This is a genomic window from Blautia pseudococcoides (genome assembly GCF_001689125.2).
In the GTDB taxonomy this organism is placed as follows: domain Bacteria; phylum Bacillota; class Clostridia; order Lachnospirales; family Lachnospiraceae; genus Blautia; species Blautia pseudococcoides.
The window spans coordinates 5092013-5118350 of record NZ_CP015405.2 but is presented as its reverse complement, the minus strand read 5'-3'; the positions used below and the strand labels follow the sequence as shown (position 1 = coordinate 5118350).

Sequence of the window (26338 nt, the reverse complement as noted above, 5' to 3'; positions counted from 1 at the left end):
GGCCCCTTCGTCACTTACCCTTTATGATTTCTTATTATTTATTTAAAAGAAGCATATTTTAATTCAATTGGAACACCAATCGGGTGTGTGATAAGATTCTGAACATTTGATTTTGTCAGCGTTGCCGAACCCCTGTGATAAACGGGTGAAACTACAACGTCTTCTTCTACCAGTTTCTTCTCAGCCTGAAGCATATCCTGAAGGCGGGCTGTATCATCCGTCTGTGATTTTGCATCTGCGATCAGGCTATTGTAGGTATCATCTGCATAGTTTCCTCTGTATGGTGTGCCGTTTGTCCACAAGTCAAGGTATGTCATAGCGTCGTCATAGTCTGCGCCCCATGCTGTGAGGCCCATCTGGTAATTGTTGGCGTCCATCAGTTCTCCACGACCCTGAGCCGTTTTAGTATCGATCACCATCTTAAGTCCCAGATTTTTCTCCAGTTCGCTCTGAAGGAAGGTTGCTACTGCTTTTGTTACAGAATCATCTGCAACGAGCATTGTCACTTCTGAAGGTGCGCTTCCCAGTTCTTCTGCTGCTTTGTCATAGTATTCTTTTGCTTTTGCAGGATCAAATGAGGTAACCTCTCCGTTCAGTTCACGGAAGGTCTTTGTTCCGTCTCCCGCCATGCCGTCTGCGATAAGGCCTGTTCCAGGTGCGGAACCGTCTGCAAGGATGTTCTTTGTAAGGGCTGTCCTGTCAATTGCCATGGCGATTGCTTTGCGCATGTTTACATTTCCCACTACCGGGTCTGTCAGGTTGAACTGGATGTATGTAGTTCTGAAGTCGATTTCATTTCCAAATTCCGGGTTATCCTGGTTTGCAGTAACGTTAGAGGAATCAAGCTGTACCTGTGACAGTTCTCCTGCCTGGTAGGCGCTCAGGGCTGCCGCTGCATCTTTTACTACACGTATTTTTGCATCTGCTATCTGAACATTGTCTTTGTCCCAGTATTTATCATTCTTTGCCAGAGTTACGCCTACGGACGGGTCATATTCTGTGATTGTGTAAGGTCCGCTGTACAGCATATTCTCCGGTGCCAGTGCGTATTTATCGCCCTGTTCTGTATAGAATTTTTCATTTACAGGGAAGAACATAACCATTGTAGTCAGGTTGATGAAGTATGGTGTCGGGCTTTTTAGGGTTACCTCAAAAGTCTGGTCATCTACCGCTTTTGCGCCTACATCCTCTGCTTTTGCAGTGCCTTCGCTGTATTCCTGTGCATTTACGATGTAGTCATTCATGATGAAGCTGTATCCATTCGTTGCTTCTGTGCCCATCTGTTTCAGCCATGCAAATACAAAATCATTTGCTGTAATACTTTCCCCATTGCTCCACTGTATACCGTCTCTTAAATGGAAGGTATAGACGAGTTTGTCATCTGATACTTCATAGGTATCACAAAGTGCTGGCTGAGGTTTGTTGTCTGCATCCATACGGAAGAGACCTTCCTGTACCTGATTGTTTACCGTGAATGCACTTTCTTCTGAGGCTGCCCATTGAACCAGTGTCTTTACCTCGGCATTGGTCGCTACGCTTAAGACTTCGCCGGAGGTTTCTTTTTCTCCTGATGCCTCTCCGCCTTTTTCTGTTGATTCTGTCTTGCTGTTGTCATCTCCTGTAAATCCGGCTCCGCATCCTGTAATAGGAACTACTGCCAGGGTCAATGCCAACAATGCTGCCATAACACCTTTCTTTTTCATTTGCACTACTTCCTTTCTGGTTTTGTTAAATAGCTTTAGGTTTTTGCTGAAAATATTGATTTTCCGCACCGTTCCTTTATCTAAATGAAGTATATCAGGTGTTTGTCGCTTTGTCAATTGTTTTGTTCTGTTTTGTATTGTTTCCTCGTATTCTTATAGCTATTTTTCCTTACAACTACGATTTTTACAGGATAAAACTGTAAAAATTGTCTATATTATTAATTTTTTTATATAATAGTAAGTTTATAGGATTTTGTTTTTATTGTTTCATCCTGTTTTAAGTTTTCATACGGCTTCGTCTCTGTGCAGATTCCTCCGCAAAATATCTTATTTTCATTTTCCACCCATATCTGCTATGATCATCCGCAGATAATACGAATGGAGTAATATATCATAACTGTATATAAGACAAGAGGCATCTGTTCACGTTCCATCGAAATCGAGCTGGACGGAGATACAATCGCAATCTGTGAAATTCAACAGGGGATGTAACAGCAATACAAAGGGAATTGCCAGCCTTGTAAAGGGAATGAAGGTTGACGAGGTCATCGAACGCCTGAAAGGGACCGACTGCGGACGCGGCACATCCTGCCCGGATCACTAAAGTGCATTCCAAAGGTCCGGTTCAGACGTGACGCATGGCCTGTGCAAGCTCATATACCGGGCATTCACTGCTCCTGATCAGGTCATCTGCCAGTTTTGTTAGGTCTGTATCCAGAGCATTTTTTTCCAGTTCCCGATAATCCTGCACCTGTTCCGCATTGTAAACATAAAAAAAAGCCACTTTTGGCTTTTTCAGTTCTGCCTCTATCGCTTTCTGTGTTCCGCCCTAATCCATGCGAAGGTGTCAGAATCCCAGACATACTTAATGGCTGATAGTTCGATCATACAGGATCCGGCCACCCCAGACTCTTTTAAATATTGTGCTTGCGTCATTCACAATGACCATGGTATCCCTTATTTTCATAGTCACAGCTTGCGACATACACACGGTACCATACTTACTGAGAATGGTGCTAGTCCTAAAACAGTTATGGAACGTTTGGGGCATAAAAACTTTAAGACAACTTTTGAACCATATGTATTCAATACTCAAAAGATGAAGGACAATGCTGTAAGTATATTTACAGAAGCTACAAGGTAGTCTGTGCCTACCACTTGGAAAAGCGTTGACAAATGGTAGGCAAATACCTCCTTGTGGTTCTTGTTATAAGGTCTTACTCCTTGTACTTACGGCATAATTGAACAACGGTTTCGACATGCGGTGAAAGTTATCTTTTATACTACATGGCAAAAGTATCGCCCCTAATATTACTTGGTTTTGCCACGGATTACCCTTTTCCTCTGGTTTACCCCTTTCAGAGGTTTTTCACCCCTATTTTTCAAAATACACACGACAAAACGCAAACTGATTATAAAAAATTGCTAAGTTCTATAAATAGTTCCTACTAATCTTCCATTTTTTCTAAAGCATCTTCTAATTTACTTCTAAAGTTAGAAGTAAACATGCGCCCATCAATTACATATTGCTCAAACGTTTTGTAGTCGGCTGGACTTAGAAAACAAAAATAGTATTTTTGATTAATGTTTTTCTTTGATAACTCCAAATTCAACAATTCAAAATGCCTTTTCGCCGCTTTATATTTTGCACGGTTTTCATCACTTATGTCGTTGTCCGCTTTTGTTTCTACAACAATAATATTATCTTTCACTTTTATAAAAAAATCAGGATTAAAACTCTGAAATTTACTACCTTTGTTTTTCTGATAATCTATGCTATAGAATCCAACATCTCTAGCTTTAATCCAGGCATCAATATGTTTTGACAAATCATTGTCAGTGAGTAACTGAACAAATCTCTTTTCAGGTTCAAGCGTTGTAAAAACCATATTAACAGGCGTTTTTATATTATATTTACTAACTTCTCTTATCTGTCTTCCTATCATTTCTTCTTTAGCATTTTCGTACATTTCTGCTTCTTCTTTGTCCATTTCATTTCTATATGTATTTGCCAAAAATAAAGTCATATATTTTTTGAGTACACTAAATCTAGCCGTCTCATTTCTCATGGACTTAGTTTCAATTTCAATAATATTATCTACCTTTTTAGTAAAAATCGGTGTTGATGGTTTTTTTCGTAACAGTCCTGTAAATTTTCCATAAATTTTATTTGCATTTTCTTGTGTAAGATACTCTCCTTGTATCCCACAATCTTGCATTGATTTTCTTATAAATTCTTGAATATCATTTATTGAGGGTAATTTTTCTTGTTCATATTCACCACTTGGAAAAACCAACTTGGCTTCAAGTGCTCTTCCTTTAAAACTTTCAACTATTTTATTAACAACTTCATTTACTGATATGGTTTCCTTTTGAATGTTGGTAACTTTAATTTGCAAATTTCCCTTAATATCCTCATATTCAGTTTCTTTTTTTTCTTCTTCAAGATCAGAAATTAATTTTATACCTTTAGTTAAATCAAAGACCTCCTGCGTTTTATTATGTTTTGCTACTGTACGTTCTTCTTTAGAATAATCTAATGTATAAAGGTTAAAATTATATTTGCTTCTTTCACCTTGTGTCAGTATATGGCTTGTTAATGTTAATTCAGTTTCTAGAATTTCATCCACTAATAATTGTATATTCTTACTCCAACTTGCATGGTTAAAAACTCTTACTTTAGGCTGTGCTCCAATACCGTTTGGTATTCTCAGCCCTCGACCCAACACTTGTGCAATAAGCAACTTTGAATTAAATGCCCTGTCCTCCCACGGAACAATTTGAAAAACATTTTTAACATCCCAGCCTTCAGTAAGCATAGAAACAGAAAAAATCCATTCAGCATAATTATCTGCGTCATCTATCGTTCTAAGTGCAATTATGTTTTTTTTATGCCTTACCGCCGAGGTAACTACTAACACCTTTTTACAAGCATCATCTTTTTCTATTCCTTCTACTGAACAAAGAAAATCAATGAAATCTTCGGATAAATTTTCGGATGATTTTATGTCTTTAGATACTACAATAGTAAGTGGTTTAATCTTTCGGTATTTACGCTGAAATTCCTTATGGTTATCATATATCTTCTGGAATTTTTCATTTTGATTAATACTTTCATCTCGTGAGACATATTCGACTAGCTTAACAAATCCAGCATCCATTGCATTTCTCAGCGAAAATCTATAGATAACATCTGAAAAATACTCATTGTTTATGTAAGCCGTTCCTGTAAATCCCAAAATATAGCGAAAGTTCTTGTCTCCACAAAGAAATTGTTTCCATTTTTTAATATCCTTATCACTTGATGCATTGTATGCATGATGTACTTCATCATTTAAAACTAAAGTATCCTCACCCCCAGAAGCAAAGCTATCATGTATTGAAGAACCTGTATTATCATATACGGCATGTATATTTTCTATACATATATCTCCAGGCTTAATTGTTGAACTTGCATCTATGATTCTAGGAGCCTTACACCCTATCAACTCTGTTGGTATGCTAGATCTAAGCCTGCTATCTTTTACTAATTCATTAAACTTTTTTTTAAGTTCTTGTTCTATGGTCACAGATGGGCATAATATTAAAACCCTTTTAACTACATTCAAGGCTAACATCATCTGAGCAATTCCATACATTATATAGCTTTTCCCTGTTCCGGTAGCTAAATCTATAACTCCTGAAAGTTTACCTGGTAGCTGCAAACTTTTCAAAAGTTCTTTTTCTGATTTATACTTATCTTGTAAGTCGATATTATTCCTATAGTTTTCTTTAGCTAATTGGTTAATTGATGAATACTCACCAGATGCCAAATAAATTATTGCTGCTTTTATTGCTTCTTTCTGATAAGTCCTTTCACCACAAAGCAAATCTAAATATTCATCCCATTTTTCTAAATCCAAAATATGTTTTTAACAACTATCACATAAACTATTGCTGCATTTTCCATAAGGCCATTGGATGATTTTCCAATCTCCTCACTATTTCTTTATCCTCAAACAATAGTTCCGGTCTATAGTGTTTTTGCCTAAATTCCTTCAAAAATTCTTTTTCAGTTGCAGTCAGTTGCATTAAATCTGTTAGATATTCTTTTACAATTTTTTTAACATTAATAAGATTAAATTCTTCATTTAAACGCTTCACAGGAAGCAAATCTGTATGTATTTTACGAAAAGTAATATCATCAATCTTATCTATGTCTATCATTTCTGGAACTTCGTCATTCCCCACTGCCATATAAAATAGAGTACATTTTCTTAACAAGTCTGTCTCTCCATTATCAAACAAACCATATTTAATCATATTGCTAACATCATACAAATCTCTTGCTGCAGCTCTGTCCAACAACGCTTTGATTTTACTGCCAAATAACTCTATTCCGGCAACTGCTAGAATTCTGTTTTTTTCTAAAATTCCATTCGTAACAACTTCCCTTTGTACCAACGGCAAGACATGAGTCCTCATAGAATAATTTATTTCTATCTTTATGTTATCACGAACTCCGGCTGTATTTGTGTATACATAAATATAACTTTCTAGAGAATGTCTGCTCTTTGATTTAGGACTTTGTTCATATCTCTGTGAAAACATATATTTTTCTAAGTCTTGTGCGATTATTTTTCTCTCTTCAAGCATCCCTTCCCTGTCTATGTCTACAGAATAATCTAAATCAATATCCACTGACAACCTTGGCAAGTTAAACACAGTCAGGTTGATTGCTGTGCCTCCTTTTAATGCCAAACGTTCTTTCATAAGAGGATGTGAATTCATAAATACAAGAATATCCTGCAATCGGTATACCTTCTCTAAGGTATCACGGACAAAACCCTGTTCCCTTGCAATTTTGTTTAATTCTTTTCTCGTTAGTTGCAATTTATTCCTCCAATTCTGCCATACGCATAAAGTCCTTGGGAACATATAGCTGCCAAGAAGGGGAATACCTGAGCACTTTACGATCCATTGTATCTGAAAAATAACGTTTGCTCTTTCCCATGTATTCACGGCATTTATTAAAAAAGCAATCCGATAGCTTTAAATCGGTCTTTAAGTGCTCCAATAGAAACCCTGCTTTCTGATACAAAAACTGTTTCCCATATTGTTCCATATACCACAACAACTTTTCCTCATCAAGAAACGGTATCATCTGTAGGCATTGGCACAATTCTGCCAGGCCCCCAACCTTTTCTAAATCATTGATAGAATCTAATACCGTTCGCTCCACATCAGTCACTCTAATTCCATTTTCTTTCTGAAGAACTCCCTCTTTAATCCGCTCACGAAAAGACTGATATTCATATCCATCAAAAGAAAATGGTCGAAAACGCCCTTTTCCAGACACCTGTACAGTAAACATCATTTGATTTGTAAGTCCAAAATACTCAAACGCACTATGGTGGGAAATATACCCACCTTCTAAAATATGACTTCCTATCTCAAACCTATTTGCTGCCGGAGCACCTGTTTCCATGCTAACCACAACGTAAAGTCCTTTTCTAATCTGTTCAATATAGTGCTTGCGAATGTAATCCCTTAGCAATGAAGATATAGTATTTTGATTCTCGCTTATAATTTCCGATAAATCCTTATAGTCAAAAACTCTCTGTTCCATTAACTGTTCATAATATTTCATGTGAAATTCACCTCGTTTTAATTTTAGCATAATTAAGTGGATATATCAACTTGTTCGTGCCTATTTTAAAACTTCTTTTTATTTGTGGATTATTCCACAAATACATTAACTTTTTAAACAGATATAAAATGTATGTGTTGTCCATTTTCAATATTTAAATAACAAAATAACTATTAGTTACTTTCTCATTCAATTTCCGTCCCATCCAAGAACACTGTCACAACCGTTCCATTCTCATACACCTTAATATAATCCACCGTCCGAAGCATCAAATCAATATCCAGCTCCTTTATCGGCTGTGTATCCTTAGTAATCTCCATAAAATCCATCGCCCGAAATCTTGCCAGCAAATCTTCTCCTTCCAATCCGACACCAGCATATCCCTACACTCCAACAGTCTGTTCCAAGCAATCAGGTAAATCTCAATCAATGTTTCCTCATAAATATGCCGATTTCCACATCCCAGCACACCTTTCACCTTATACCGTTCACTGCACTGCCACACTTTCCGGTCTCCGCTTGGCGTCCGCCATCCCTTCCTCGCAAAAGCCCTGTTACATTCCCCACAGATAATCTTGCTGGAAAGTGGATTCGCCTCCGTATTTTGGGAAAATCGAGTAATATTATGCTCCTCCAGATACCGCTCCCTTCTCTTCATCTCCAACTGCACACATTCCCAAATCCAAGGATCAATAATCGCCTCATGGTCATCCTCAATATAATACTGCTGGATTTCCCCCTCATTCTGCACCCGCTTCTTCGTCAGAAAGTCCACCGTGTAGCTTTTCTGCAAGAGCGTGTCCCCTTTATACTTTTCATTCTCCAGCATACTGCCAATTGTCGTGGACTGCCATTTTGTTCCGCCATCCCAATTTATCACACCCTCCCTCCCCAAAATTCGTTTAATATAATCGGTAGTCTTCCCCCAGAGGAACTCCATAAAAATCCGCTTCACAATCTTCGCCTGCTGTTTATTTACAACCAGTTTTCCATTCTCATCTGCATCATAACCAAGGAACCTCTTGGTACTCATCTTATGCTGCCCAATCTCAAACCGCTTGCGGATCCCCCAGGTGCTGTTTTCTGAAATATTCCGACTCTCGTCCTGTGAACCACGCTTGCGGTGTTGCAGACGGCGTTATATCTGACGATACCTTTTTGCCCGTTCTATATGAACTTGACAAGCGGGATGAGTGGACGGATCCCGCCGCATGGTATAAAGCCAATCCGTCATTAGGGCGTATTAAAAAACTGGATGACCTGCAAATCAAGGTTGAACGGGCAAAGCAGAATCCGAACGAATTAAGCGGGGTTCTGTGCAAGGAATTTAATATTCGGGAAACGGTAAAACGGCATGGCTGTCTTTTGACGCTATCAACAATACGGAATGCTTTGACCTGGCTGATTTTAAAGGAGCATACTGTATCGGCGGTGCTGACCTGTCCATTACAACCGATTTGACTTGTGCAAGCCTGCTGTTCATGCACCGGAACAGTGACAAGAAATATATCCGGCAAATGTACTGGCTGCCCTCTGATAACTTACAGGAGCGTGTACAACAAGATAAAACACCCTATGATAAATGGTTTGAGCGGGGCTTGTTGCGACTGTGCAACGGTAATTCTATTAACTATGGGGATGTTACCGCATGGTTTGTTGAAATGGTTCAGCAGTATGAACTTTTTCCGGCGTGGATTTATTATGACAGCTACAGTGCCCGTTATTTTGTGGAAGAAATGCAAATGCAGGGTTTTAACATGGTGCGCTGTATACAGGGCGCAAAAACGCTTTCTCTGCCTATGCAGATGTTAGGCGCAGACCTAAAAGCGCACAAAGTCAATTATAATAATAATCCTATTTTGAAATGGTGCTTGACGAATACAGGCGTACAGACTGACCGGAACGGAAATATTGTACCTGTAAAAAATCAGTCACCAAAACAGCGCATTGACGGTGCGGCGGCACTGCTTGATTGTTACGTTGGACTTTATGAGCATTACAGCGAATATACGGGGGCGATATGATGAAATTAAAAGATAAGAAAATAGAAATCTGTGAGTACCAATATACGAAAGACAAAAAGGAAACATGATTAAAACTCTTGTGCCCGTTGCCGTTGTATGGGCTTATTTCCGTCAACTGTCCGGGCAGGAAGTTGTGACGGGAATTTCCACTAAAACAAATGAAAACGTACTGTTTCAAATTAGTTACCGGACAGACATAAAGACAACCCAAGTTATAAGGTATAAAGGTATTTTATACGATATTACACGGGTTGATGTATTTGAGGGCTATAAAGAAGATTTGACACTTTATGGTAAGGCGCAGCCGTGATTTGGCTGTGCCTATTCTTCATTAGGTGAAGTTTCCTCTGCTGGGGTATTTGGAATGTATTCCAGAATTTCATCTGGCTGACACTTGAGATATTCACAGAGCTTATCTAATGTTTCTGTGGTGACAATTTCATTATTGTTCATTTTATTGATTGTGGCTGCACTTATGATTTTTTTATCTTTTAAATCTTTCTTGCGAATACCCATTCGGTTCATTTTATCCCATAACTTGTAGAACGCAATCATAGCAAATAATCTCCCTTCACAGTGCGGACAGGTGTCTTTCCGGAGGAACCCAGCTTCCCGTCAAGCCCCCGTTTACATCCCGCCGCCCACATCTCCTCTAAGGATAATGGCCTGTCCGAAGCCTCTAATACCTCTTTTGCAAAATCAATAAATCCAAATGTCATACTAATTTCTCCTTTGCGTTTTGTATGGATGAAATATACCGGGGAGCTCCCGAACAATGTGATTTAAGAACTGTGATGTCAGATAAGAATAGTTTAAATGATAGACCAGCATTTTACAAGAGTCATTTCTTCGTTTTTGAGGGTTTCTTATTCCATTTTAGCACTACGCCCCGCTGCTCTGCTATGGACTGGAGTTGCTTTACCGCAAAAGCTGACTTTTCTTTCAGCGTAAAACTTTCCAACTGTTTTTCTTCCACAAGATGCCCTACCACAGTTTTCAAATCTTCTAAATCCAGGAGATTGACCGCCAGACAAAAGAAGCTTTTTCTTCTGCCATCATTATAGCCTTCCAACAGAAGCTTCCATATTTCCAGCTTCTGCAGTTGATCGGAATTATAGGCTTCTATACCCATAACCTTCATTTTTTCAAAATCCTGCTTCCAATTCCTGTGTGTGATAAAAATATCATACTCATCTGCCCTCCCATATTTATCACACGGAAACTCATGACATTGACTGCAGTATTCTATCTTACCATGTTGGATACTACACCTGGCTATTTTACAGGACTGGTTTCCCTCTCCGCCTCCGCAGCCCGGACAATGTACGTCCAGCTTCATAGGACACAATCCGCAGTTCAAGCCGCAAAGGGAGAAGCAGAGGTTATCTCTTATAAAATCCTTCAAAATAAACTTCCTCCATCACTTTAATGGCAAATCTTGAGAATCATTTTCTGGCAAGGATAATCAAATACAGTCAATTTTTCATCATCCACAAATCCACAAGAATGATAACAGGCTCTGGCAGGTATCCCTTTCGGGTCGCCCTCCCGAAATGTAACTACAGAAATAATATCTCCCACAGCAAACCACTCTGTCATTTTCTCAATCAATCTTTTCGCAATACTGTTCTTTCGATACTCAGGGTGTACGGCAAGAAAAGAAAGCTCTTTTTCTTTCTTTGAGCACATAAGCAATCCCGCTATTCTCCCGTCTTTTTCTTCCATAATTGCTTCATCATTGCTGATAGCATTGTATACTGCTTCTAAAAATTCCTTTTCTTTATACCCGGCAAAATCATCTTTTACCAGTTCCATCATGGACAGTATTTGACCTTCATCGTTCTTTGTTACATACCTTATCATGGGTCTACCTGCCTTCCATATCTTGAATAAAAATAATAACTTCAACCTATAGCTTCTTTAAAAAATTATTTCCAGGGGTTCTTCGGGCAACAGGATTGCACCTGAATCCATATAGTTCAATTTACGATAAAAATGCTGTGCCGCTTCATTCGACAAAGAAGATGTCATGACTAAATCATACCCCTTAGTCTTCATTTGTTTTCCCAATAAGCAACCATTTTTCTTCCATAGCCACAACTACGATGCTGGTCAAGTATAAACAGCATATTCATAAACGGCGTGTTATCCCAGAACAGATTCCATCGCAACCAGCCTATAAGTGTTTCGTTATCTTCTGCTACGATTACCCGACCAAGCGATACGGAAGATTCCAGTTCCGTTATCCTGATGTGTTTATCATATGTAGAAAGAATTTCAATGTCTGATTTTTCCGCAAACCTAATCTTCACAGGCTCTCCTCCTCATACTCCAGCCCCTGCTCCCGACACCACTGGGTTGCCAGTTTCCTGTAATACTCTGCCTGAAAATCATACCACTGCTGTGAAATCCCCATTCTGTCTACCATATCCTTAAATCTCCTGAACGCTCCACGCCCTCGTATGGCACATTCCAGTTTATCTGCCTTTTCACCTTTTAAAGTCCAGATAAATTCTTCCATGATATGGTATTCGTGAATCTCAAATTTCGTAGGAAGCCTTAAATAGCGTTCCGGGTTTTCTTCAATTTCATCTTCCAACCCCTCATTATCCAAACCAGTAATCAGTTCATCTGCAAGGAACACACTTTCTCCTGTTTCTAAATCCAAAAAATATGTATAGTTATCATCAGCCATCTCAATCGCATCCAAAATGACGCCTAATTTTACTTTCATCCCTAAAGCCCCCTGTCTTTTGTTAAAAATCTGGCATCTTAAATTGATTTCTTTACGATTTAATTCCATAAGTATAACATGAGCAGAAGAATGTTTCAGTATTTTTCATTTTTGCCACGAAATATATCTTTTGCCGGATAGTATCCACTTTTGCCAAATAGTAAGAGTTTTGCCGGATTGTATCTTTTACCCGACAAAACCCTCATTTTCAAACTATCCGGCGTTATCCCCGTCCCCACCCAGATGGAAACTTATCCATCTCTATTCCTTTAAAAACACAACTCCATTTTCCCCAAATACTCCCGCAAACCCGCCTAGAATCAAGGTTTCCGCACCAGCAACACGGCGGTTTCCACATGCACCCCAGCCGGAAACATATCACAAACTGCCACCCTCTCCAACGCATACCCCTCACCGCACAAGATCTTCAAATCCCTTGCCAGTGTAGAGGAATCGCAGCTCACATACACGATCCTCTCCGGTTTCATGTCCAGCATAGTTGACAGCAGTTCCTCATCGCACCCTTTTCTGGGTGGGTCAACCACAATCACATCGGCATAGATTCCTTCTTCTTTGTACTTCTTTGGCAGGACTTCCTCTGCCTTGCCCACATAAAACGCCGCATTCTCTATCCCATTCAGCTCTGCATTCTTCTTGGCATCCTCTATAGCAGCAGGTACTATCTCAACGCCATTCACCTGCTTTGCTCTCTGCGCCAAAAACAAAGAGATGGTTCCAATACCGCAGTACAGATCCCAAACTGTCTCTTTCCCCGTAAGGCCTGCATATTCCAGTGCCGTCTCATACAGTTTCACAGTCTGCACGGGATTGACCTGGTAAAAAGAAAGGGGGGAAATCTGATATTTTACATTACCGATATAATCCGTGATATATTTCTGCCCCCACAGCGGAATGATCTTATCCCCTAAGATCACATTGCTCCGCTTTTTATTCACATTCGCCGTAATACTTGTCATCCCCTGAACCTGTGTAAGCTTTTCGACCAACCGCTCCTTTTTCGGAAGGCGCTCCCCATTGATGATCAGACATACCATAATTTCTTTTGTAGTAAAACCATAACGGATCAGCGCATGACGGACAAGGCCTTTCCCTGTCTCCTCATTGTACGGCTCCACGTGGTTTTCTTCCATATATGCAATGATACGATTCAGTATCTCCTCATTTTCTTTTACCCCCAGATAACAATTCCTGTTTGGAATAATGGCATGGGTCCTGCCGGCATAAAACCCTGTGACGATCTTACCGTCCTTATCTTTCCCAAAGGGAAACTGCGCCTTATTTCTGTAACGCCACGGCTCGTCCATACCCATTACTTTTTCAATGGCAAAATCCTGAAATCCCCCGATATGGCGAAGATTTCCGTCTACCTTGTTTTTCTTGAACTCCAGCTGTTTTTCATAGCTGAGAAACTGAAGCTGGCATCCGCCGCACGCTCTGGCCTTTGGACATTTGGGTTCTGTCCGGTCAGGGGACGGGACAAGTACATTCATGAGACGGGCAAATCCATAATTCTTTTTTGTCTTCATGATCTTTGCTTCCACTTCATCCCCAATCACCGCATCTTTAATAAAAAGCGTATACCCGTCCGCTTTACCGATTCCGGAACCGTCATGGCTCATATCTTCTATTTTTACTGTGACAATATCATTCTTCTTAAATTCCATCTCTGCTTCCTTCCATCCGGATACATTCCACTGCCTGTATCAAAGCATGTCTGAATCTTTATTCCGACATAGTGTAACGCACCTCTTGCCAAAAACAATTTTCAAACCCACTCCGGCCCAAAAAGGGAGTGGCTTCTGCCTAATGGCATTCTGCCGCTCCCCTTATAATGATTGCCGGGCAGATAGTTACAGTCTGCCCGGCTGCCTCGCGAGGTCAGAAAATATTCTCTTCCCCTTACTCTTCACATCCGGTCTTTCTCAAATTTGACTCAAACAGCCGATTATAACCCAGCCATTCCTTACTATCTCCTGCTGCGCGGAAGATTTCCGTCAGGGTCTCCATCTTGGCATCCGTATTGTCCGCAAGATTCAACGCCATGGCCTCAGCAAGGGCAGGCTTCTTGGGTGACCCGTATTCCAGCTCTCCGTGGTGGGCCAGTATACAATGCTTCAGCTCACTTTCCAGTTTTTCCGGAAATCCCGGGATTTCGCGGGCTTTATCATGGATCATTTCCGCCCCCATCATAATATGTCCCAAAAGCTGTCCGTCATCCGTATAATCGTTCATAGGAAACGGGCTGAGTTCTTTTGTCTTGCCGATATCATGGAGCATTGCCGCTGCGATCAGCAGGTCCTCCTTCAGAATCGGATATGTACTGCAGTAATAACTGCAGAGCTTCACTACACTCAGCGTGTGCTCCAAAAGTCCTCCGATAAATCCATGATGCACAGTCTTCGCGGCGGAGTTCCCCTTAAATAACTTGATAAAGGCCTCATCCTCGGCAAAAAAGCTGTGCAGAAGACGGGAGAGATAGATATTCTTCACTTTGCTTACAAAATTCAGGAGTTCCCCATACATGGCCTCCACACTTTTGTCGCTGACCGGAAGATAATTTCCCGGTTCATACTCTCCCTCCGATGCTTTGCGGGCACGTTTGATGCTCACCTGCAGAGCGCCCTGGAAGCTGGTAACATCACCAACAACATCCACATAGTCCAATGTACCGAAATCATCAATCCCAAGAGAATTAGGATCCCATATTTTAGCATCAATGGTGCCTGTCTTGTCCTGTAAAATCACATTTTCGTAGGGTTTTCCGTTTTTTGTGACTGCCGGCTGCTTGTGTTTGCACAGATAAATCCCCGCTAACTTTTCGCCTTCGTGCAGTTCATTGATAAATCTCATATTTCAACCACCGGCGCGGTCAAATGCACTCCGCCGCCGGTTCTGTGTGTCTGTTTCACACAGAATCCTTTCTTTTTATAATGCCCCCAGAGTCACTTCAAAAGTGACCTCCACATAGCCTTCTGTTCCCTGGCGCATTGCCTTGACTTCTATGACAGAACCGGCTTTGCAGGATTTAAGCTGCTGCTGATAGCCTTTGACTGTCTCCACCTTTTCTTTGTTGACCTCCACGATCACATCCGCATTCCGGATATCCGCCTGCATTGCCGGTGAATCCACCTCCACGCCTTCCACAAAAACGCCTTTGGGAATGCCTTTTTTCTCAGAGATCTCTGTGGTGATGGTCTGGCCCGTGACGCCCATATAGATAATATCCTTATTGTTGGACAGATTTTCGATCAGATCCTTCGTCTGGGAAATGGACAAACCGGTAATGATATTTTTTGTGTCCGCCTTGGCAAAGGACTGGGCTATGACACCCACAACCTCTCCCTTCAGATTCACCAGAATACCGCTTCCGTCTCCGCTCCCCACAATATCCGTTGTGAGGATACCGTACTCCGCGTCCACTTTTGACACAGAATTGGCGGTGGAAGTCACCACCCCATAAGCTATAGAATCACTATACCCCATCGGGCTTCCAATTGCAATAACAGGTTCCCCCTGATTTAATCCGTAGGAATTTCCGAGAGGTGCGGTTATGATCCTTTCCTTTGTCTCCGCCGGGATATCGGACACAGGAACCTTCAGGATGGTGAAACCTGTATTTTTATCCGCTTTCTGGAATCTGGCATCCACCATGCTTCCGTCACAAAATACCACTTGGATCCGGTCCACATTCTCCACGATCCTGTATTCTGTGAGTATAAACATCTCCTGCCCGTTATCCGCCACGATCAGACCTGATATCTGGTTCTCATAAGGCGTCTGAAACCAGTCCTCGTCCTTTTTGCTGCCAATCACCGTCACCATGGCTTTCTTAGGCTCTTCCGCCTGTTTCAGGATCTCTGTATACATGTTCTCGTAATCATCCAGGGTCATCTCCCTGGACTCCGCCTGGGCTGCCTGACTGTCCTCCCCTGTATTGTCTCCCGTCTGCTGCTCCGCCTGCCCGTTGTCCTCAGAAGACGTTTCCTCCTGGGTCCCGGGCTCTTCGTCCCCCGGAATATTTACATAAGGAACCTCTTTGCGCTGCATGTTTTTCTCTATTTTAGGTTCCACATAGGCAAATGTCAGCGCCGCCGCAAGGCCAAAAAGAACCCCTCCGGCTGCAAGAAAGCCGGCGTGCCTGGCCAGCTTTTTTTTATCAATAGGGCGCTCTTTGATTGTCTCTTTCAGAAACTCATAATTATCTGTTATACTGTCCTGTTCCTGCTTTTCATCCCCGTGCCTTAAATCTTCTTTTTTTTCATCATCCATAACACATCTCCTGCCGCTCTGTAAAAGATGCAATAACTTTTAATTATTTTATCAGACAGATATGAACAATTTGTGAAGAAGGAGAAAATTATTTCTCCTACTCATAAAATGCACCTTTCCTTTCCAGCAATTTTGCGTTAGAATAAGAATATCTGTATCATGGCCATAGTATGCCATCACAGAACCGGACATATCAATGATATACTAAAAAAGGTGAAATTTATGAATGAAAAAGCATTAAAAACTCTTGAGTATCACAAAATCATAGAACAACTGGAGAGCTTTGCCACATGTTCCATGGGAAAGGCCCTGTGCCGGGAATTGGCTCCGCTGGATGAAATCGGAAAAATAGAAGTGATGCAGCAGGAAACTGCAGATGCCCTGGCCCGGGTCTATCAGAAAGGCAGCCTGTCTTTCGGCGGGGTAAAGGATGTCCGCGGCTCCTTAAAGCGCCTGGAAGTGGGAAGTACCCTGGGCGCCGGCGAACTGCTGGCTGTCTGCTCCCTGCTGGAAAATACAAACCGGGCAAAAGCATACTCCAGAAAGGAAAACGAGGATGACCGCACAGACTCCCTGGACAGCATGTTTGAGGTACTTCAGCCCCTGACTCCCCTGTCTGCAGAGATAAGGCGCTGTATCCTCTCCGAGGAGGAGATCGCCGACGACGCAAGTCCGGGACTCCGCCAGGTGCGGCGCTCCATGAAAAACGCCAACGACAAAATACACAGCCAGCTTACTTCCATTGTGAACGGCGGCTCCCGCTCTTATTTGCAAGATGCGGTGATCACCATGCGGAATGGCCGCTACTGTATCCCTGTAAAAGCAGAGCACAAAGGCCAGGTACCTGGTATGATCCATGACCAGTCCTCCACCGGCTCCACTATTTTTGTAGAACCAATGGCTGTAGTAAAATTAAACAATGACCTGCGGGAACTGGAGATCAAGGAACAGCAGGAAATAGAGATCGTGCTGTCAAACTTAAGCGAATTAGCTGCCGAAAATCTGGAACTTATCGGCGACAACCTGAAAATCATGGTGGAACTGGATTTCATCTTTGCCCGCGCCCTGCTGGCGAAATCCCAGAACGCCTCAGAACCCGTCTTCAACCGGGATGGGATCATAGACATAAAAAAAGCCCGCCATCCGCTCATTGAAAAGCACCAGGTGGTCCCCATCGACGTGCGCCTGGGCCAATCTTTTGATCTGCTGGTAGTCACAGGCCCCAACACAGGCGGTAAAACCGTATCCTTAAAAACAGTTGGGCTTTTGACCCTGATGGGGCAGTCAGGCCTTCACATACCAGCCTTTGACAACTCCCGCCTCAGCGTTTTTAAGGAAGTCTACGCAGATATCGGAGATGAGCAGAGCATTGAACAGAGCCTCAGTACCTTCTCCTCCCACATGACCAATGTAGTGCGCTTTATTGAGAAGGCAGACAAAGATTCCCTGGTGCTCTTTGACGAGCTGGGTGCCGGAACAGACCCTACAGAGGGCGCTGCTCTGGCGATCGCCATCCTCTCCTCCCTGCATGAGCGGGGCGTGCGTGTTATGGCAACTACCCATTACAGTGAGCTGAAGGTTTATGCCCTCTCCACCCCCGGTGTGGAGAACGCATCCTGTGAGTTTGACGTGGAGACCCTGCGTCCCACATACCGTCTGCTCATAGGTGTTCCCGGAAAGAGTAATGCCTTCGCCATCTCCGGCAAACTTGGACTGCCGGAACATATTATTGACCGTGCCAAAGAGCAGATCAGCCAGGAGGATGAATCCTTTGAAGATGTGCTGACCAGCCTGGAGCAGAGCCGCATAACAATTGAAACGGAACGGGAGGAAATCGCTTCCTACAAAGAAGAGATCAAAGCCCTGAAGGCACAGCTTGAAGAAAAACAGGACAAACTGGAACAGCGAAAAGAGCGGATCCTTGCCCAGGCCAACGAGGAAGCACACCGTGTACTGCGGGAGGCCAAGGAGTACGCAGACCAGACCATGAAAGTTTTCAACAAGGCAGGTAAAGAAACCCTCTCCGCCAAAGAACTGGAGCAGAGACGTTCCGAACTGCGCAAAAAAATGGATTCCGCAGGTAAAAAGGTTGCCCTTAAAACACCTCCTAAGAAGACCTCCACACTCCGCCCCCAGGATTTATCTTTGGGCGACTCCGTCAAGGTACTGAGTATGAATATTAAAGGAACCGTAAGCTCCAAACCCGATGCCAAAGGAATGCTCTTTGTACAAATGGGCATCCTGCGCTCCAAGGTACACATTTCCGACCTGCAGCTCCTGGATGAACCGGTCATCACAGGCCCGGCACTTTCCAAAACAGGAGCCGGCAAGATAAAAATGAACAAATCCGCCTCTGTCAGCACAGAAATCAATCTGCTGGGCAAAACCGTGGACGAGGCTGTGGCAGAGCTGGACAAATATCTGGATGACGCATATCTGGCGCACTTAAACAGCGTCCGCGTTGTCCACGGAAAAGGCACAGGTGCCCTGAGGAAGGGGATACACAACTACCTGAAACGCCTGAAATATGTAAAAGACTATCATCTGGCTGAATTCGGCGAAGGGGATGCCGGAGTCACCATAGTAGAATTCAAGAAATAAACCATAGGGGGTATATAATGGCTGCGAAACAGAAAATACTGATCGTTGATGATGACAACAATATTGCAGAGCTTATCTCTCTGTACCTCACCAAAGAATGCTTTGACACCATGATCGTCAATGACGGGGAGGAGGCTCTGAAGGCCTTCGCCTCCTTTGGCCCCAACCTCATCCTGCTTGATTTAATGCTTCCGGGCATGGACGGCTATCAGGTCTGCAGGGAGATCCGTCACAAATCCAATGTTCCCATCATCATGCTCTCCGCCAAAGGGGAGATTTTTGACAAGGTGCTGGGACTGGAGCTGGGCGCGGATGATTATATGATCAAGCCTTTTGACTCTAAGGAACTGGTGGCAAGGGTGAAAGCCGTTCTCCGCCGCTACCAGCCCACCGTGGCTCCCGGAAACCAGCCTTCCGGCAAATATGTGGAATATCCAGATCTGGCCATCAATCTGACCAACTATTCTGTTGTGTACTACGGAAAACAGGTGGATATGCCGCCAAAGGAACTGGAGCTTCTCTACTTTCTGGCTGCTTCCCCCAATCAGGTCTTCACAAGAGAACAGCTTTTGGACCACATCTGGGGATATGAATATATCGGAGACACAAGAACCGTGGACGTACATATCAAACGTCTGAGAGAAAAAATAAAGGACCACCCCGCCTGGTCCATCAGCACCGTATGGGGTATTGGCTATAAATTCGAGGTCAAAAACGGATGAAAAAATCGCTTTATATCAAGTTCGTGGCATTTTTCCTGATCCTGGGGTTCATGGGATTCTTTGCGGTTTCCATGATAGGCCCCTCCATGGTGGAAAACCACCTGGAAGATGTCTACAGCGGAGATTTATACCGGGAGGCTGCCTCCATAGCGGAAAACAGAGCCTCCAAATATTATCAGGAACAGGCCTCCCTGGACAGTGTCGCCATGAATCTGAAAACCCTGTCCATCTATCAGGACGCGGAGATCTGGCTCATCAGTCCCAATGGTGAAATCCTTCTGAATACCTCCGATGATTTTTCCGCGGAGGAAAAAAAGATCATAGAGCATTTCAACCCCGGACATTCCAGCGGCTCCTATTATCAGATCGGCAGATTTTACAGCCAGTTTGAGGAGGACCATCTCAGCGTCATGGTGCCTGTCACCTGGAAAATGTCCATTCAGGGCTATGTTGCCATGCATCTGCCCATGTCCATTCTGCAGGAGCAGGAAAATGATGTCATGAATATTATTTACATTCTGATCCTGATCATTTTTCTGGTCATGCTTTTGATGCTGGCTGTATTCTCCTTCATGGTCTATCGTCCCCTGAAGAAAATCATTGCGGGAGCGGACCAGTTCGCCTCAGGTAACCTGAAACACAATATCCCGGTATACACCAGGGATGAGATGGGCTATCTTGCCCTGACTCTGAATTATATGTCCGATGAGCTTGACAAGACAGGAGAATACCAGCGGAAATTCGTCTCCAATGTTTCGCATGACTTCCGCTCCCCTCTGACTTCCATCAAAGGCTATACGGAGGCCATCCTGGACGGCACTATCCCCCCAGAACTCCAGACCAAATATCTGAACATTGTGGTGTACGAGACAGACCGCCTCTACAAACTGACCCAGAGTCTTCTCACCCTGAACGACATGGACGAAAAAGGTAGGATGCTGGACTATACGAACTTTGATATCAACAATACCATCAAGACCACTGCTGCCGCCTTTGAGGGCACCTGCCGGGAAAAGCGCATTTCCGTTGAACTGCTGCTCACAGGCCAGACCCTGTATGTTTCCGCAGACATGGGCAAGATCCAGCAGGTCCTTTATAACCTCATTGACAATGCCATCAAATTCAGCCCCGCAGATTCCGTCATCAAGGTGGAAACCACTATCAAACATGAGACTGTATTTGTCTCTGTAAAGGACTCCGGCTGTGGTATCCCCAAAAGCAGCCTTCCGAAAATCTGGGACCGCTTCTACAAAACCGACCCCTCAAGAGGCAAGGACAGAAAAGGCACCGGACTTGGACTATCCATTGTCAAAGAGATCATCAATTCCCATAACCAGCATATCAATGTCATAAGCACAGAGGGCGTGGGAACGGAATTTATCTTCACTCTTTCTAAAGGAACCGAAAACAAAAGCTAAAAACAACAGGCAGCCAAATACAGTGGATCATACTGATTTGGGCTGCCTGTTATTTTTATGCCTTCTATTGTTTCCAGTCGTATTTCGTCAGATGTCCCTCCATCTGCATATGGTCAAAATGGTTCTGCCGCAGCGCCTCATAGAGTACGATAGCCACGGAATTAGCCAGATTCAGAGAACGGATATTTCCAATCATAGGGATACGGATGGCTGTCTCCTGGTTTTCCAGAAGGATCTCCTCAGGAATCCCGGCACTCTCTTTGCCGAACATAATGTAACAGTCCTCCTCATACTGGACATCCACATAAGTCTGAGGGCCTTTTGTTGTTGCCATGTATATTTTGGCACCCGGATTGCGCTCCAGGAAATCCTCATAATTCATGTAGGTGGTCACATCCAGGTCCTTCCAGTAGTCCATTCCTGCGCGTTTGATCGACTTTTCATTCAGCATAAACCCCAAAGGCTCGATCAAATGCAGCCTGGTGCCTGTGGCAACACAGGTTCTCCCGATATTTCCTGTATTTGCCGGAATCTCCGGCTCGAAAAGTACAATGTTAAGTTTTGCCATAATTGTTTCGCCTCTTTTTCCGCCCGGACTCTTTCCGGTCCGTCTGCGGACTTTTATCCAAGATATATTTTATAAAGCTCGTCACTCTGGGGTTTATCCAGATATCTGGTATCCTCACCATTTCTCAGGATCCTGTCATTGCTGTCCGTGACTTTTCCCACCACTGCTGCATGAATTCCCGCCTGCTCCAGCTTTCTGACCAGACCAAACCCGTCATCTGTGGTTATCAGCATGGAACCGCTGGACATGAGGATATAAGGGTTCAGCCCCAGCACCTCACACACCTCCACAGTCTCCTGCCGGATGGGTATCTTCTTCAGATCAATATCAAGACCCGTGCCGGAACCGCTGCCCATCTCCCAGAGCGCACCGAACACGCCGCCCTCTGTAATGTCATGCATGGCAGAAACGCCCCAGGATTTTGCCACTCTGGCCTCGGGCACCACGGAAAGATACTGGTCAAACCTTTTCGCCGTCTCCACAAAAGAAGGGGCAAAACGCTCCAGCAGAGTTTCTTCTTTCTCTTTTGCAGCAATGGAAGTACCTTCCAGTCCGATCCATTTTGTTATGACAACATCCTGGCCGGGCATTGCCGCAGAGGTGGTCAAAACCTCTTCTTTGGGAATTCTGCCCACACCTGTTATGGAAATAAGGGGCTGCTTCACCACATCTGTGATCTCCGTGTGCCCTCCCATAACCTCAATATTCAACTGTTCACAGGCTGCCTCCAGCCCCCGCATCATCTCTTTTAACTGTGTTTCCTCTGTCTCCGGTGTCAAAAGTATCGTCACCATGATCCCCAGAGGCTCTGCCCCGGAAGCTGCCAGATCATTGGCTGTGATATGCACGCTGTGGCTTCCGATATCCTTTACGGTCCCGGTGATGGGGTCAGAGGAGAATACCAGCACATCTCCTTTTGCCGGCTCCAAAACCGCACAGTCCTGTCCCACTGCCGGTCCGACCAGGACCTCCGGCCTTCTATGCTGTACTTCTTTTAAAACGGAACGGATCAACACCGGTTCCGGTAATTTTCCTATCTTCATGTTCCCTGTCCTCTCTGTCTGTCAGTTTAAAAAGGACAATGCCATGGGAAGAACCATAGCCAGAACCAGAATCCCTGCCACAATACCTGCAACCACGCGTTTTACTTTTTTATTATTCATATTCATCATTGTCATTTCACCTCATAATCTTTCCATAACACCCTAAAATCGTATCTATCAGTCTGGAGGCTTCATTTTTAGTCAGGCTCTCCACATCCATGCTAAGCTCTATTCTATGATATTTTACTAATTCCTGCAAGTGGCGTTTTTGTGCCTGTGTGGCAGGTCCCTGCTTTTTAACTTTGTAATTCAGTTTTTTGGGTGTAAATAGCTCTGCATTGTCTTCGCCGTACTCACGTTTCAGCCTCTGATACAGAAGGTGTGTTGTCAGTGCGTCGTCCAGTGCCCTGTGGGCATTCTCCTGGGGAATCCCATAGTGTAAGCGGAGACTCTGCAGGCTGCGGCTTGGAAGGTCGGCAAGCAGCGCTCTGGAAATTTTCAGAGTATCCATTCCCTCCGCCTCAAAGGTAAGGCCGCTGTTGACTGCGCTGTGCTTTACAAACCTGTAGTCAAACATAATATTATGCCCCAAAAGCGGCAGGTCACCGCAGAAGGCAACAAGACCTGCCACCACATCTTTTATTTCCGGCATCCCCACCACCATATCCTCAGTGATTCCCGTCAGTTCTGTGACCTTTTCCGGAATCTCCATTCTTGGATCAATGAGTGTGCTGCATCTTTCCTCCACAATTCCATTCACCACCCTGGCAGCGCCTATTTCCAGGATTCTGTCTGATTTGGGTGACAAGCCCGTAGTCTCCAGGTCCAGAGCTATATATGCATCCATATCCTTAATACCCCTGTAACTGCTCAGTAAGTGTCCGGACCGTTATTGTTCAGACCTGCTGCTCTGTTACTTTTTCCTTTTCTTTTTTTGTCGTTCTTTATATTCTTTACAGTAATCTGTCAAAAAACAATCCTCACATTTTGGACTTCTGGCAAAGCAGATCTGCCGTCCAAAGGTGATGATCTGTATATTATAGAGAATCCAGTGTTCTTTTGGCAGAACCTTCATAAGATCCAACTCAATCTTTTCGGGGTCCTCCTCTTTTGTGAATCCCAGGCGTTTGGAGATCCGTTTTACATGGGTATCCACCACAACACTGGGCTCATGAAAAATATTTCCCCGGATGACATTGGCGGTCTTACGCCCCACTCCCGGAAGCAGTGTCAGCTCCTCCAGGGTGCCCGGCACCTCACCGCCGTATTTTTCACAGACCATCTGCGCACATCCTATAATATTCTTTGCCTTGTTGTGATAGAATCCTGTGGGCTTAATATCCTGCTCCAGCTCCTTCAGGTCCGCATGGGCAAATGCCTGCATATCCGGGTACTTTTTAAATAAATCCTTTGTCACTATATTAACCCTGGCATCTGTACACTGGGCGCTTAACATGGTAGCTATCAGAAGCTGGCCCGGATTTTCATGGTTCAGATAACATTTATATTCTGTTGTATAGACTTCATCCAGTTTATCAAGTATCTCTTTTGTCCTTTTTGTCATGGTCATCTCCTTAATTTTTAAAAGCCTTTTCCCGGCAAAACATTTACCGTTGCTGTCCACGCCTGGCCCGGTCCCCATTTATAGCTGCAGGTCAGCCGCGTACATGGCGGCATCATAGGTCAGCGGGTTCCGTTTCTGGTAATCAAAAAGTACCGGGAACTCCCCTCTTGCAGGCAACGCTTCATCGCCATCCGCCGTTCGCCCAATGCAGGCACGCTTCTCACTAACGCGCATTATATCGTAGTGGAAAACTTCCAGATGGGTCATTTTCATGGTCTGCCTGGCCTGATATCCTTTGTAGTCCCCAAGGAGAACCGGGGCTTCCTCCTCTTTTTTGTAGAACTCCAGTACTTTTTTCTTATAGGGCGCCATGTCACTTGCCCAGGCAGGCCTAGTCTTCAGGTTTTCCCTGGCATACAGGTCAAACAGCATCAGTTCCCGGAAATACGCCATATCCACCTGCTGCCTCTCCTCCAGATATTCCAGAAGTATTTCATACCTCCGGATACGCGTGTGGGAAATTCCCCGGTATCCCTTTTCATCATAAAACGCTGCCAGAGCCTCATACATGGAAAAGGCATCTGCAAACAGCTCTTCCATAGCTGTCACTGTGCGGATAAACTGGCTGCTGTTATAATAAACCTCCACCATCTCCTCCACACCTTTTAATTTCAAAATATCCCCATAGGAAATCCAGTCGGTCCTCAGGACTTCATAGGGTTCTGTCTCCTGATAGACACATCCGTACGCCTCTGCCTTCTCATACATATAAGAGCCTTTTAATACCTTCAGAAACCCAAGCTGAAGCTGCTGGGGCCTGAGGCTGTAAACCTGATCAAAGGATTGGCAGAAGCTTTTGTAATCCTCAAAAGGAAGGCCTGCGATCAAATCCAGATGCTGATGCACATTCTGCCCCTTCTGCACTTTCTTTACAGTCTCCTCAATTTTATCAAAACTGGTCTTTCTCCGTATTTCCCGGATAGTCTTTTCATTGGTGGACTGCACCCCGGTCTCAAGCTGGATCAGTCCGGGCCGCATAGTGGAGATCAGACTTGTTTCTTCCTCTGTCAGCAAATCAGCAGCGATCTCAAAGTGGAAGTTTGTTACCCCGTTGTCATGGTCCCTGATGTATGTCCAGACAGCCATGGCATGTTCTTTTTTACAGTTGAATGTACGGTCCACGAATTTCACCTGAGGCACCCTTTGATCCAGGAAAAACTGCAGTTCATCAAGTACCAGGTCCAGGCTGCGGAACCGCAGCTTTTTATCAATGGAGGACAGACAGTAGCTGCAGGAAAAAGGACAGCCTCGGCTGCTCTCGTAGTAGATGATCTTATGGGAGAACAAGGACATATCCCCATAAGGAAATACCAGTTTGTCCATATCCATGATAGGCCTTTGGTCAGTCTTTACCATGTCTTCGCCCTGTCTGTAAACAATCCCCTGAATGTCTTCCATGCTCCCTGTCTGCTGCACATAATGGGAGGCCAGTTCCAGAAAAGTCTCCTCCCCCTCCCCGCACATAACACCGCAGGCCCAGGGACAGCCCTTTAAAAATGTCTCCGCATCAAAAGAAACCTCCGGTCCGCCCACCCAGATATCCGTATCCGGCAGAATCTTTTTCACATCTCCCATAAGCTCTTTTACATAGGAAATGTTCCAGATATAGCAAGATACACAAAGTACATCCGGTTTCTGCCTGTATACACCCCGCAGGATCTCATCCTTCTGCTGATTAATAGTATACTCTGCAATATCTGCCCGGATCCCATGCCCGGCCGCATAAGACTGCAGGCTGTACACCGCCAGATTAGAATGTATATATTTGGCATTTACTGCCATAAGCATGATCTTCATGACGCATCCACCTTCTTTTTTGGTCCCCCGCAGCCTCTGCCGCAGTCCGAACAACTGCCGCTGCAGCTGCAGAATTTACCTTTTTTTATATCTTTCACCTTTTTTCGGATCACAAACCCGGCATAGGCTGACACCGCAGCAGCAAGTATAATGGTAACTGCCATATTTCCTCCTATTCAAAGGAG

28 protein-coding genes and 1 pseudogene are annotated in these 26338 nt (G+C 43.9%); 7 read left to right on the top strand and 22 right to left on the bottom strand.

The annotated features are described in order from the left end of the window. Positions 1 to 38: 38 nt before the first annotated feature. Positions 39 to 1703 (bottom strand): peptide ABC transporter substrate-binding protein, encoded by a 1665-nt coding sequence (locus A4V09_RS24010; protein ID WP_065544549.1) that lies wholly within the window; start codon positions 1701 to 1703, stop codon positions 39 to 41. 469 nt (positions 1704 to 2172) lie between these two features. On the opposite strand from A4V09_RS24010, the gene A4V09_RS26935 reads away from it, so the two are divergent. Beyond that, entirely contained in the window at positions 2173 to 2307 is a 135-nt protein-coding gene (locus tag A4V09_RS26935; RefSeq protein WP_330396478.1) for a TSCPD domain-containing protein, read from the top strand. A 21-nt stretch (positions 2308 to 2328) separates the two neighbouring features. Here the strand turns inward: A4V09_RS26935 and A4V09_RS24770 are convergent, their stop codons facing one another. Then, positions 2329 to 2487: a hypothetical protein gene (locus A4V09_RS24770; protein WP_157123556.1), complete on the bottom strand. Its 159-nt coding sequence runs from the start codon at positions 2485 to 2487 to the stop codon at positions 2329 to 2331. Between the two features lie 84 nt (positions 2488 to 2571). Here A4V09_RS24770 and A4V09_RS26620 point away from each other — a divergent pair, with 84 nt between their 5' ends. Continuing rightward, entirely contained in the window at positions 2572 to 2847 is a 276-nt protein-coding gene (locus tag A4V09_RS26620; RefSeq protein WP_084043765.1) for a tyrosine-type recombinase/integrase, read from the top strand. Between the two features lie 304 nt (positions 2848 to 3151). Here the strand turns inward: A4V09_RS26620 and A4V09_RS23995 are convergent, their stop codons facing one another. From A4V09_RS23995 to A4V09_RS23980, 5 genes are all read right to left on the bottom strand, one after another. After that, positions 3152 to 5605 carry a DEAD/DEAH box helicase family protein gene (locus tag A4V09_RS23995; protein ID WP_242963904.1) on the bottom strand — a complete coding sequence of 818 codons (2454 nt, stop codon included), beginning with the start codon at positions 5603 to 5605 and terminating at the stop codon, positions 3152 to 3154. Positions 5606 to 5633: 28 nt separating this feature from the next. Further along, positions 5634 to 6575, bottom strand: a complete 942-nt coding sequence (locus A4V09_RS23990; RefSeq protein WP_242963903.1) for a nucleotidyl transferase AbiEii/AbiGii toxin family protein — start codon at positions 6573 to 6575, stop codon at positions 5634 to 5636. 1 nt (position 6576) lies between these two features. Beyond that, entirely contained in the window at positions 6577 to 7332 is a 756-nt protein-coding gene (locus A4V09_RS23985; protein ID WP_065544547.1) for a type IV toxin-antitoxin system AbiEi family antitoxin domain-containing protein, read from the bottom strand. A 185-nt stretch (positions 7333 to 7517) separates the two neighbouring features. Beyond that, positions 7518 to 7652, bottom strand: coding sequence for a hypothetical protein (locus tag A4V09_RS25830; protein ID WP_274537183.1), 135 nt, complete (start codon positions 7650 to 7652; stop codon positions 7518 to 7520). Continuing rightward, positions 7622 to 8365 (bottom strand): recombinase family protein, encoded by a 744-nt coding sequence (locus tag A4V09_RS23980; RefSeq protein ID WP_242963902.1) that lies wholly within the window; start codon positions 8363 to 8365, stop codon positions 7622 to 7624. The genes A4V09_RS25830 and A4V09_RS23980 overlap by 31 nt, the downstream gene beginning before the upstream one ends. A gap of 74 nt (positions 8366 to 8439) precedes the next feature. Here A4V09_RS23980 and A4V09_RS23975 point away from each other — a divergent pair. Beyond that, positions 8440 to 9356 (top strand): annotated as a pseudogene (locus tag A4V09_RS23975) (terminase TerL endonuclease subunit). Between the two features lie 64 nt (positions 9357 to 9420). Then, positions 9421 to 9666 (top strand): phage head closure protein, encoded by a 246-nt coding sequence (locus A4V09_RS23970; protein ID WP_065544544.1) that lies wholly within the window; start codon positions 9421 to 9423, stop codon positions 9664 to 9666. Between the two features lie 11 nt (positions 9667 to 9677). Here A4V09_RS23970 and A4V09_RS23965 read toward each other — a convergent pair whose 3' ends face one another. The 9 genes from A4V09_RS23965 to A4V09_RS23925 all read right to left on the bottom strand — a co-directional run bounded on the left by A4V09_RS23965 (position 9678) and on the right by A4V09_RS23925 (position 16380). After that, the gene (locus tag A4V09_RS23965; RefSeq protein WP_065544543.1) at positions 9678 to 9911 is read right to left on the bottom strand and encodes a helix-turn-helix domain-containing protein; all 234 of its coding nucleotides are present in this window, start codon (positions 9909 to 9911) and stop codon (positions 9678 to 9680) included. Continuing rightward, a complete protein-coding gene (locus A4V09_RS23960) occupies positions 9908 to 10075 on the bottom strand; it encodes an HTH domain-containing protein (protein WP_084043763.1) in 168 nt (55 codons plus the stop codon). The genes A4V09_RS23965 and A4V09_RS23960 overlap by 4 nt, the downstream gene beginning before the upstream one ends. 122 nt (positions 10076 to 10197) lie before the next feature. Beyond that, a complete protein-coding gene (locus A4V09_RS23955; protein WP_065544542.1) occupies positions 10198 to 10761 on the bottom strand; it encodes a DUF3795 domain-containing protein in 564 nt (187 codons plus the stop codon). Positions 10762 to 10781: 20 nt separating this feature from the next. Continuing rightward, entirely contained in the window at positions 10782 to 11219 is a 438-nt protein-coding gene (locus A4V09_RS23950) for a GNAT family N-acetyltransferase (protein WP_065544541.1), read from the bottom strand. A gap of 191 nt (positions 11220 to 11410) precedes the next feature. Next, positions 11411 to 11668 (bottom strand): GNAT family N-acetyltransferase, encoded by a 258-nt coding sequence (locus A4V09_RS23945; RefSeq protein ID WP_242963901.1) that lies wholly within the window; start codon positions 11666 to 11668, stop codon positions 11411 to 11413. After that, the gene (locus A4V09_RS23940) at positions 11665 to 12090 is read right to left on the bottom strand and encodes a UPF0158 family protein (protein WP_065544540.1); all 426 of its coding nucleotides are present in this window, start codon (positions 12088 to 12090) and stop codon (positions 11665 to 11667) included. The genes A4V09_RS23945 and A4V09_RS23940 overlap by 4 nt, the downstream gene beginning before the upstream one ends. Positions 12091 to 12410: 320 nt before the next feature. Then, complete coding sequence (gene rlmD / locus A4V09_RS23935) at positions 12411 to 13775, bottom strand: 23S rRNA (uracil(1939)-C(5))-methyltransferase RlmD (protein ID WP_065544539.1); 1365 nt, start codon at positions 13773 to 13775, stop codon at positions 12411 to 12413. A gap of 235 nt (positions 13776 to 14010) precedes the next feature. Further along, positions 14011 to 14961 carry a 3'-5' exoribonuclease YhaM family protein gene (locus A4V09_RS23930; protein ID WP_065544538.1) on the bottom strand — a complete coding sequence of 317 codons (951 nt, stop codon included), beginning with the start codon at positions 14959 to 14961 and terminating at the stop codon, positions 14011 to 14013. A gap of 75 nt (positions 14962 to 15036) precedes the next feature. Next, complete coding sequence (locus A4V09_RS23925; RefSeq protein ID WP_171286238.1) at positions 15037 to 16380, bottom strand: S1C family serine protease; 1344 nt, start codon at positions 16378 to 16380, stop codon at positions 15037 to 15039. Between the two features lie 222 nt (positions 16381 to 16602). On the opposite strand from A4V09_RS23925, the gene A4V09_RS23920 reads away from it, so the two are divergent. Genes A4V09_RS23920 through A4V09_RS23910 form a run of 3 tightly spaced genes read left to right on the top strand, consistent with a single transcriptional unit; the run spans position 16603 to position 21121 of the window. Next, positions 16603 to 18981, top strand: coding sequence for an endonuclease MutS2 (locus tag A4V09_RS23920; RefSeq protein ID WP_065544944.1), 2379 nt, complete (start codon positions 16603 to 16605; stop codon positions 18979 to 18981). A 17-nt stretch (positions 18982 to 18998) separates the two neighbouring features. Then, the gene (locus A4V09_RS23915; RefSeq protein ID WP_018592951.1) at positions 18999 to 19703 is read left to right on the top strand and encodes a response regulator; all 705 of its coding nucleotides are present in this window, start codon (positions 18999 to 19001) and stop codon (positions 19701 to 19703) included. Beyond that, positions 19700 to 21121, top strand: a complete 1422-nt coding sequence (locus tag A4V09_RS23910; RefSeq protein ID WP_065544537.1) for a sensor histidine kinase — start codon at positions 19700 to 19702, stop codon at positions 21119 to 21121. The genes A4V09_RS23915 and A4V09_RS23910 overlap by 4 nt, the downstream gene beginning before the upstream one ends. A gap of 64 nt (positions 21122 to 21185) precedes the next feature. On the opposite strand, the gene trmL is transcribed toward A4V09_RS23910, so the two are convergent. The 6 genes from trmL to A4V09_RS23880 form a co-directional block, all read right to left on the bottom strand. Beyond that, positions 21186 to 21689 (bottom strand): tRNA (uridine(34)/cytosine(34)/5-carboxymethylaminomethyluridine(34)-2'-O)-methyltransferase TrmL, encoded by a 504-nt coding sequence (trmL, locus tag A4V09_RS23905; RefSeq protein ID WP_065544536.1) that lies wholly within the window; start codon positions 21687 to 21689, stop codon positions 21186 to 21188. A gap of 53 nt (positions 21690 to 21742) precedes the next feature. After that, the gene (locus tag A4V09_RS23900) at positions 21743 to 22732 is read right to left on the bottom strand and encodes an AIR synthase family protein (protein WP_065544535.1); all 990 of its coding nucleotides are present in this window, start codon (positions 22730 to 22732) and stop codon (positions 21743 to 21745) included. A gap of 136 nt (positions 22733 to 22868) precedes the next feature. Next, on the bottom strand, positions 22869 to 23579 hold the full coding sequence (locus tag A4V09_RS23895) for a 3'-5' exonuclease (protein ID WP_065544534.1): 711 nt from the start codon (positions 23577 to 23579) through the stop codon (positions 22869 to 22871). A gap of 66 nt (positions 23580 to 23645) precedes the next feature. Then, complete coding sequence (nth, locus tag A4V09_RS23890; protein WP_065544943.1) at positions 23646 to 24296, bottom strand: endonuclease III; 651 nt, start codon at positions 24294 to 24296, stop codon at positions 23646 to 23648. A 78-nt stretch (positions 24297 to 24374) separates the two neighbouring features. Then, positions 24375 to 26153: a B12-binding domain-containing radical SAM protein gene (locus tag A4V09_RS23885; protein ID WP_065544533.1), complete on the bottom strand. Its 1779-nt coding sequence runs from the start codon at positions 26151 to 26153 to the stop codon at positions 24375 to 24377. Then, a complete protein-coding gene (locus A4V09_RS23880; RefSeq protein ID WP_084043762.1) occupies positions 26150 to 26317 on the bottom strand; it encodes a FeoB-associated Cys-rich membrane protein in 168 nt (55 codons plus the stop codon). Before A4V09_RS23880 ends, A4V09_RS23885 begins: the two co-directional genes overlap by 4 nt. Positions 26318 to 26338 lie beyond the last annotated feature (21 nt).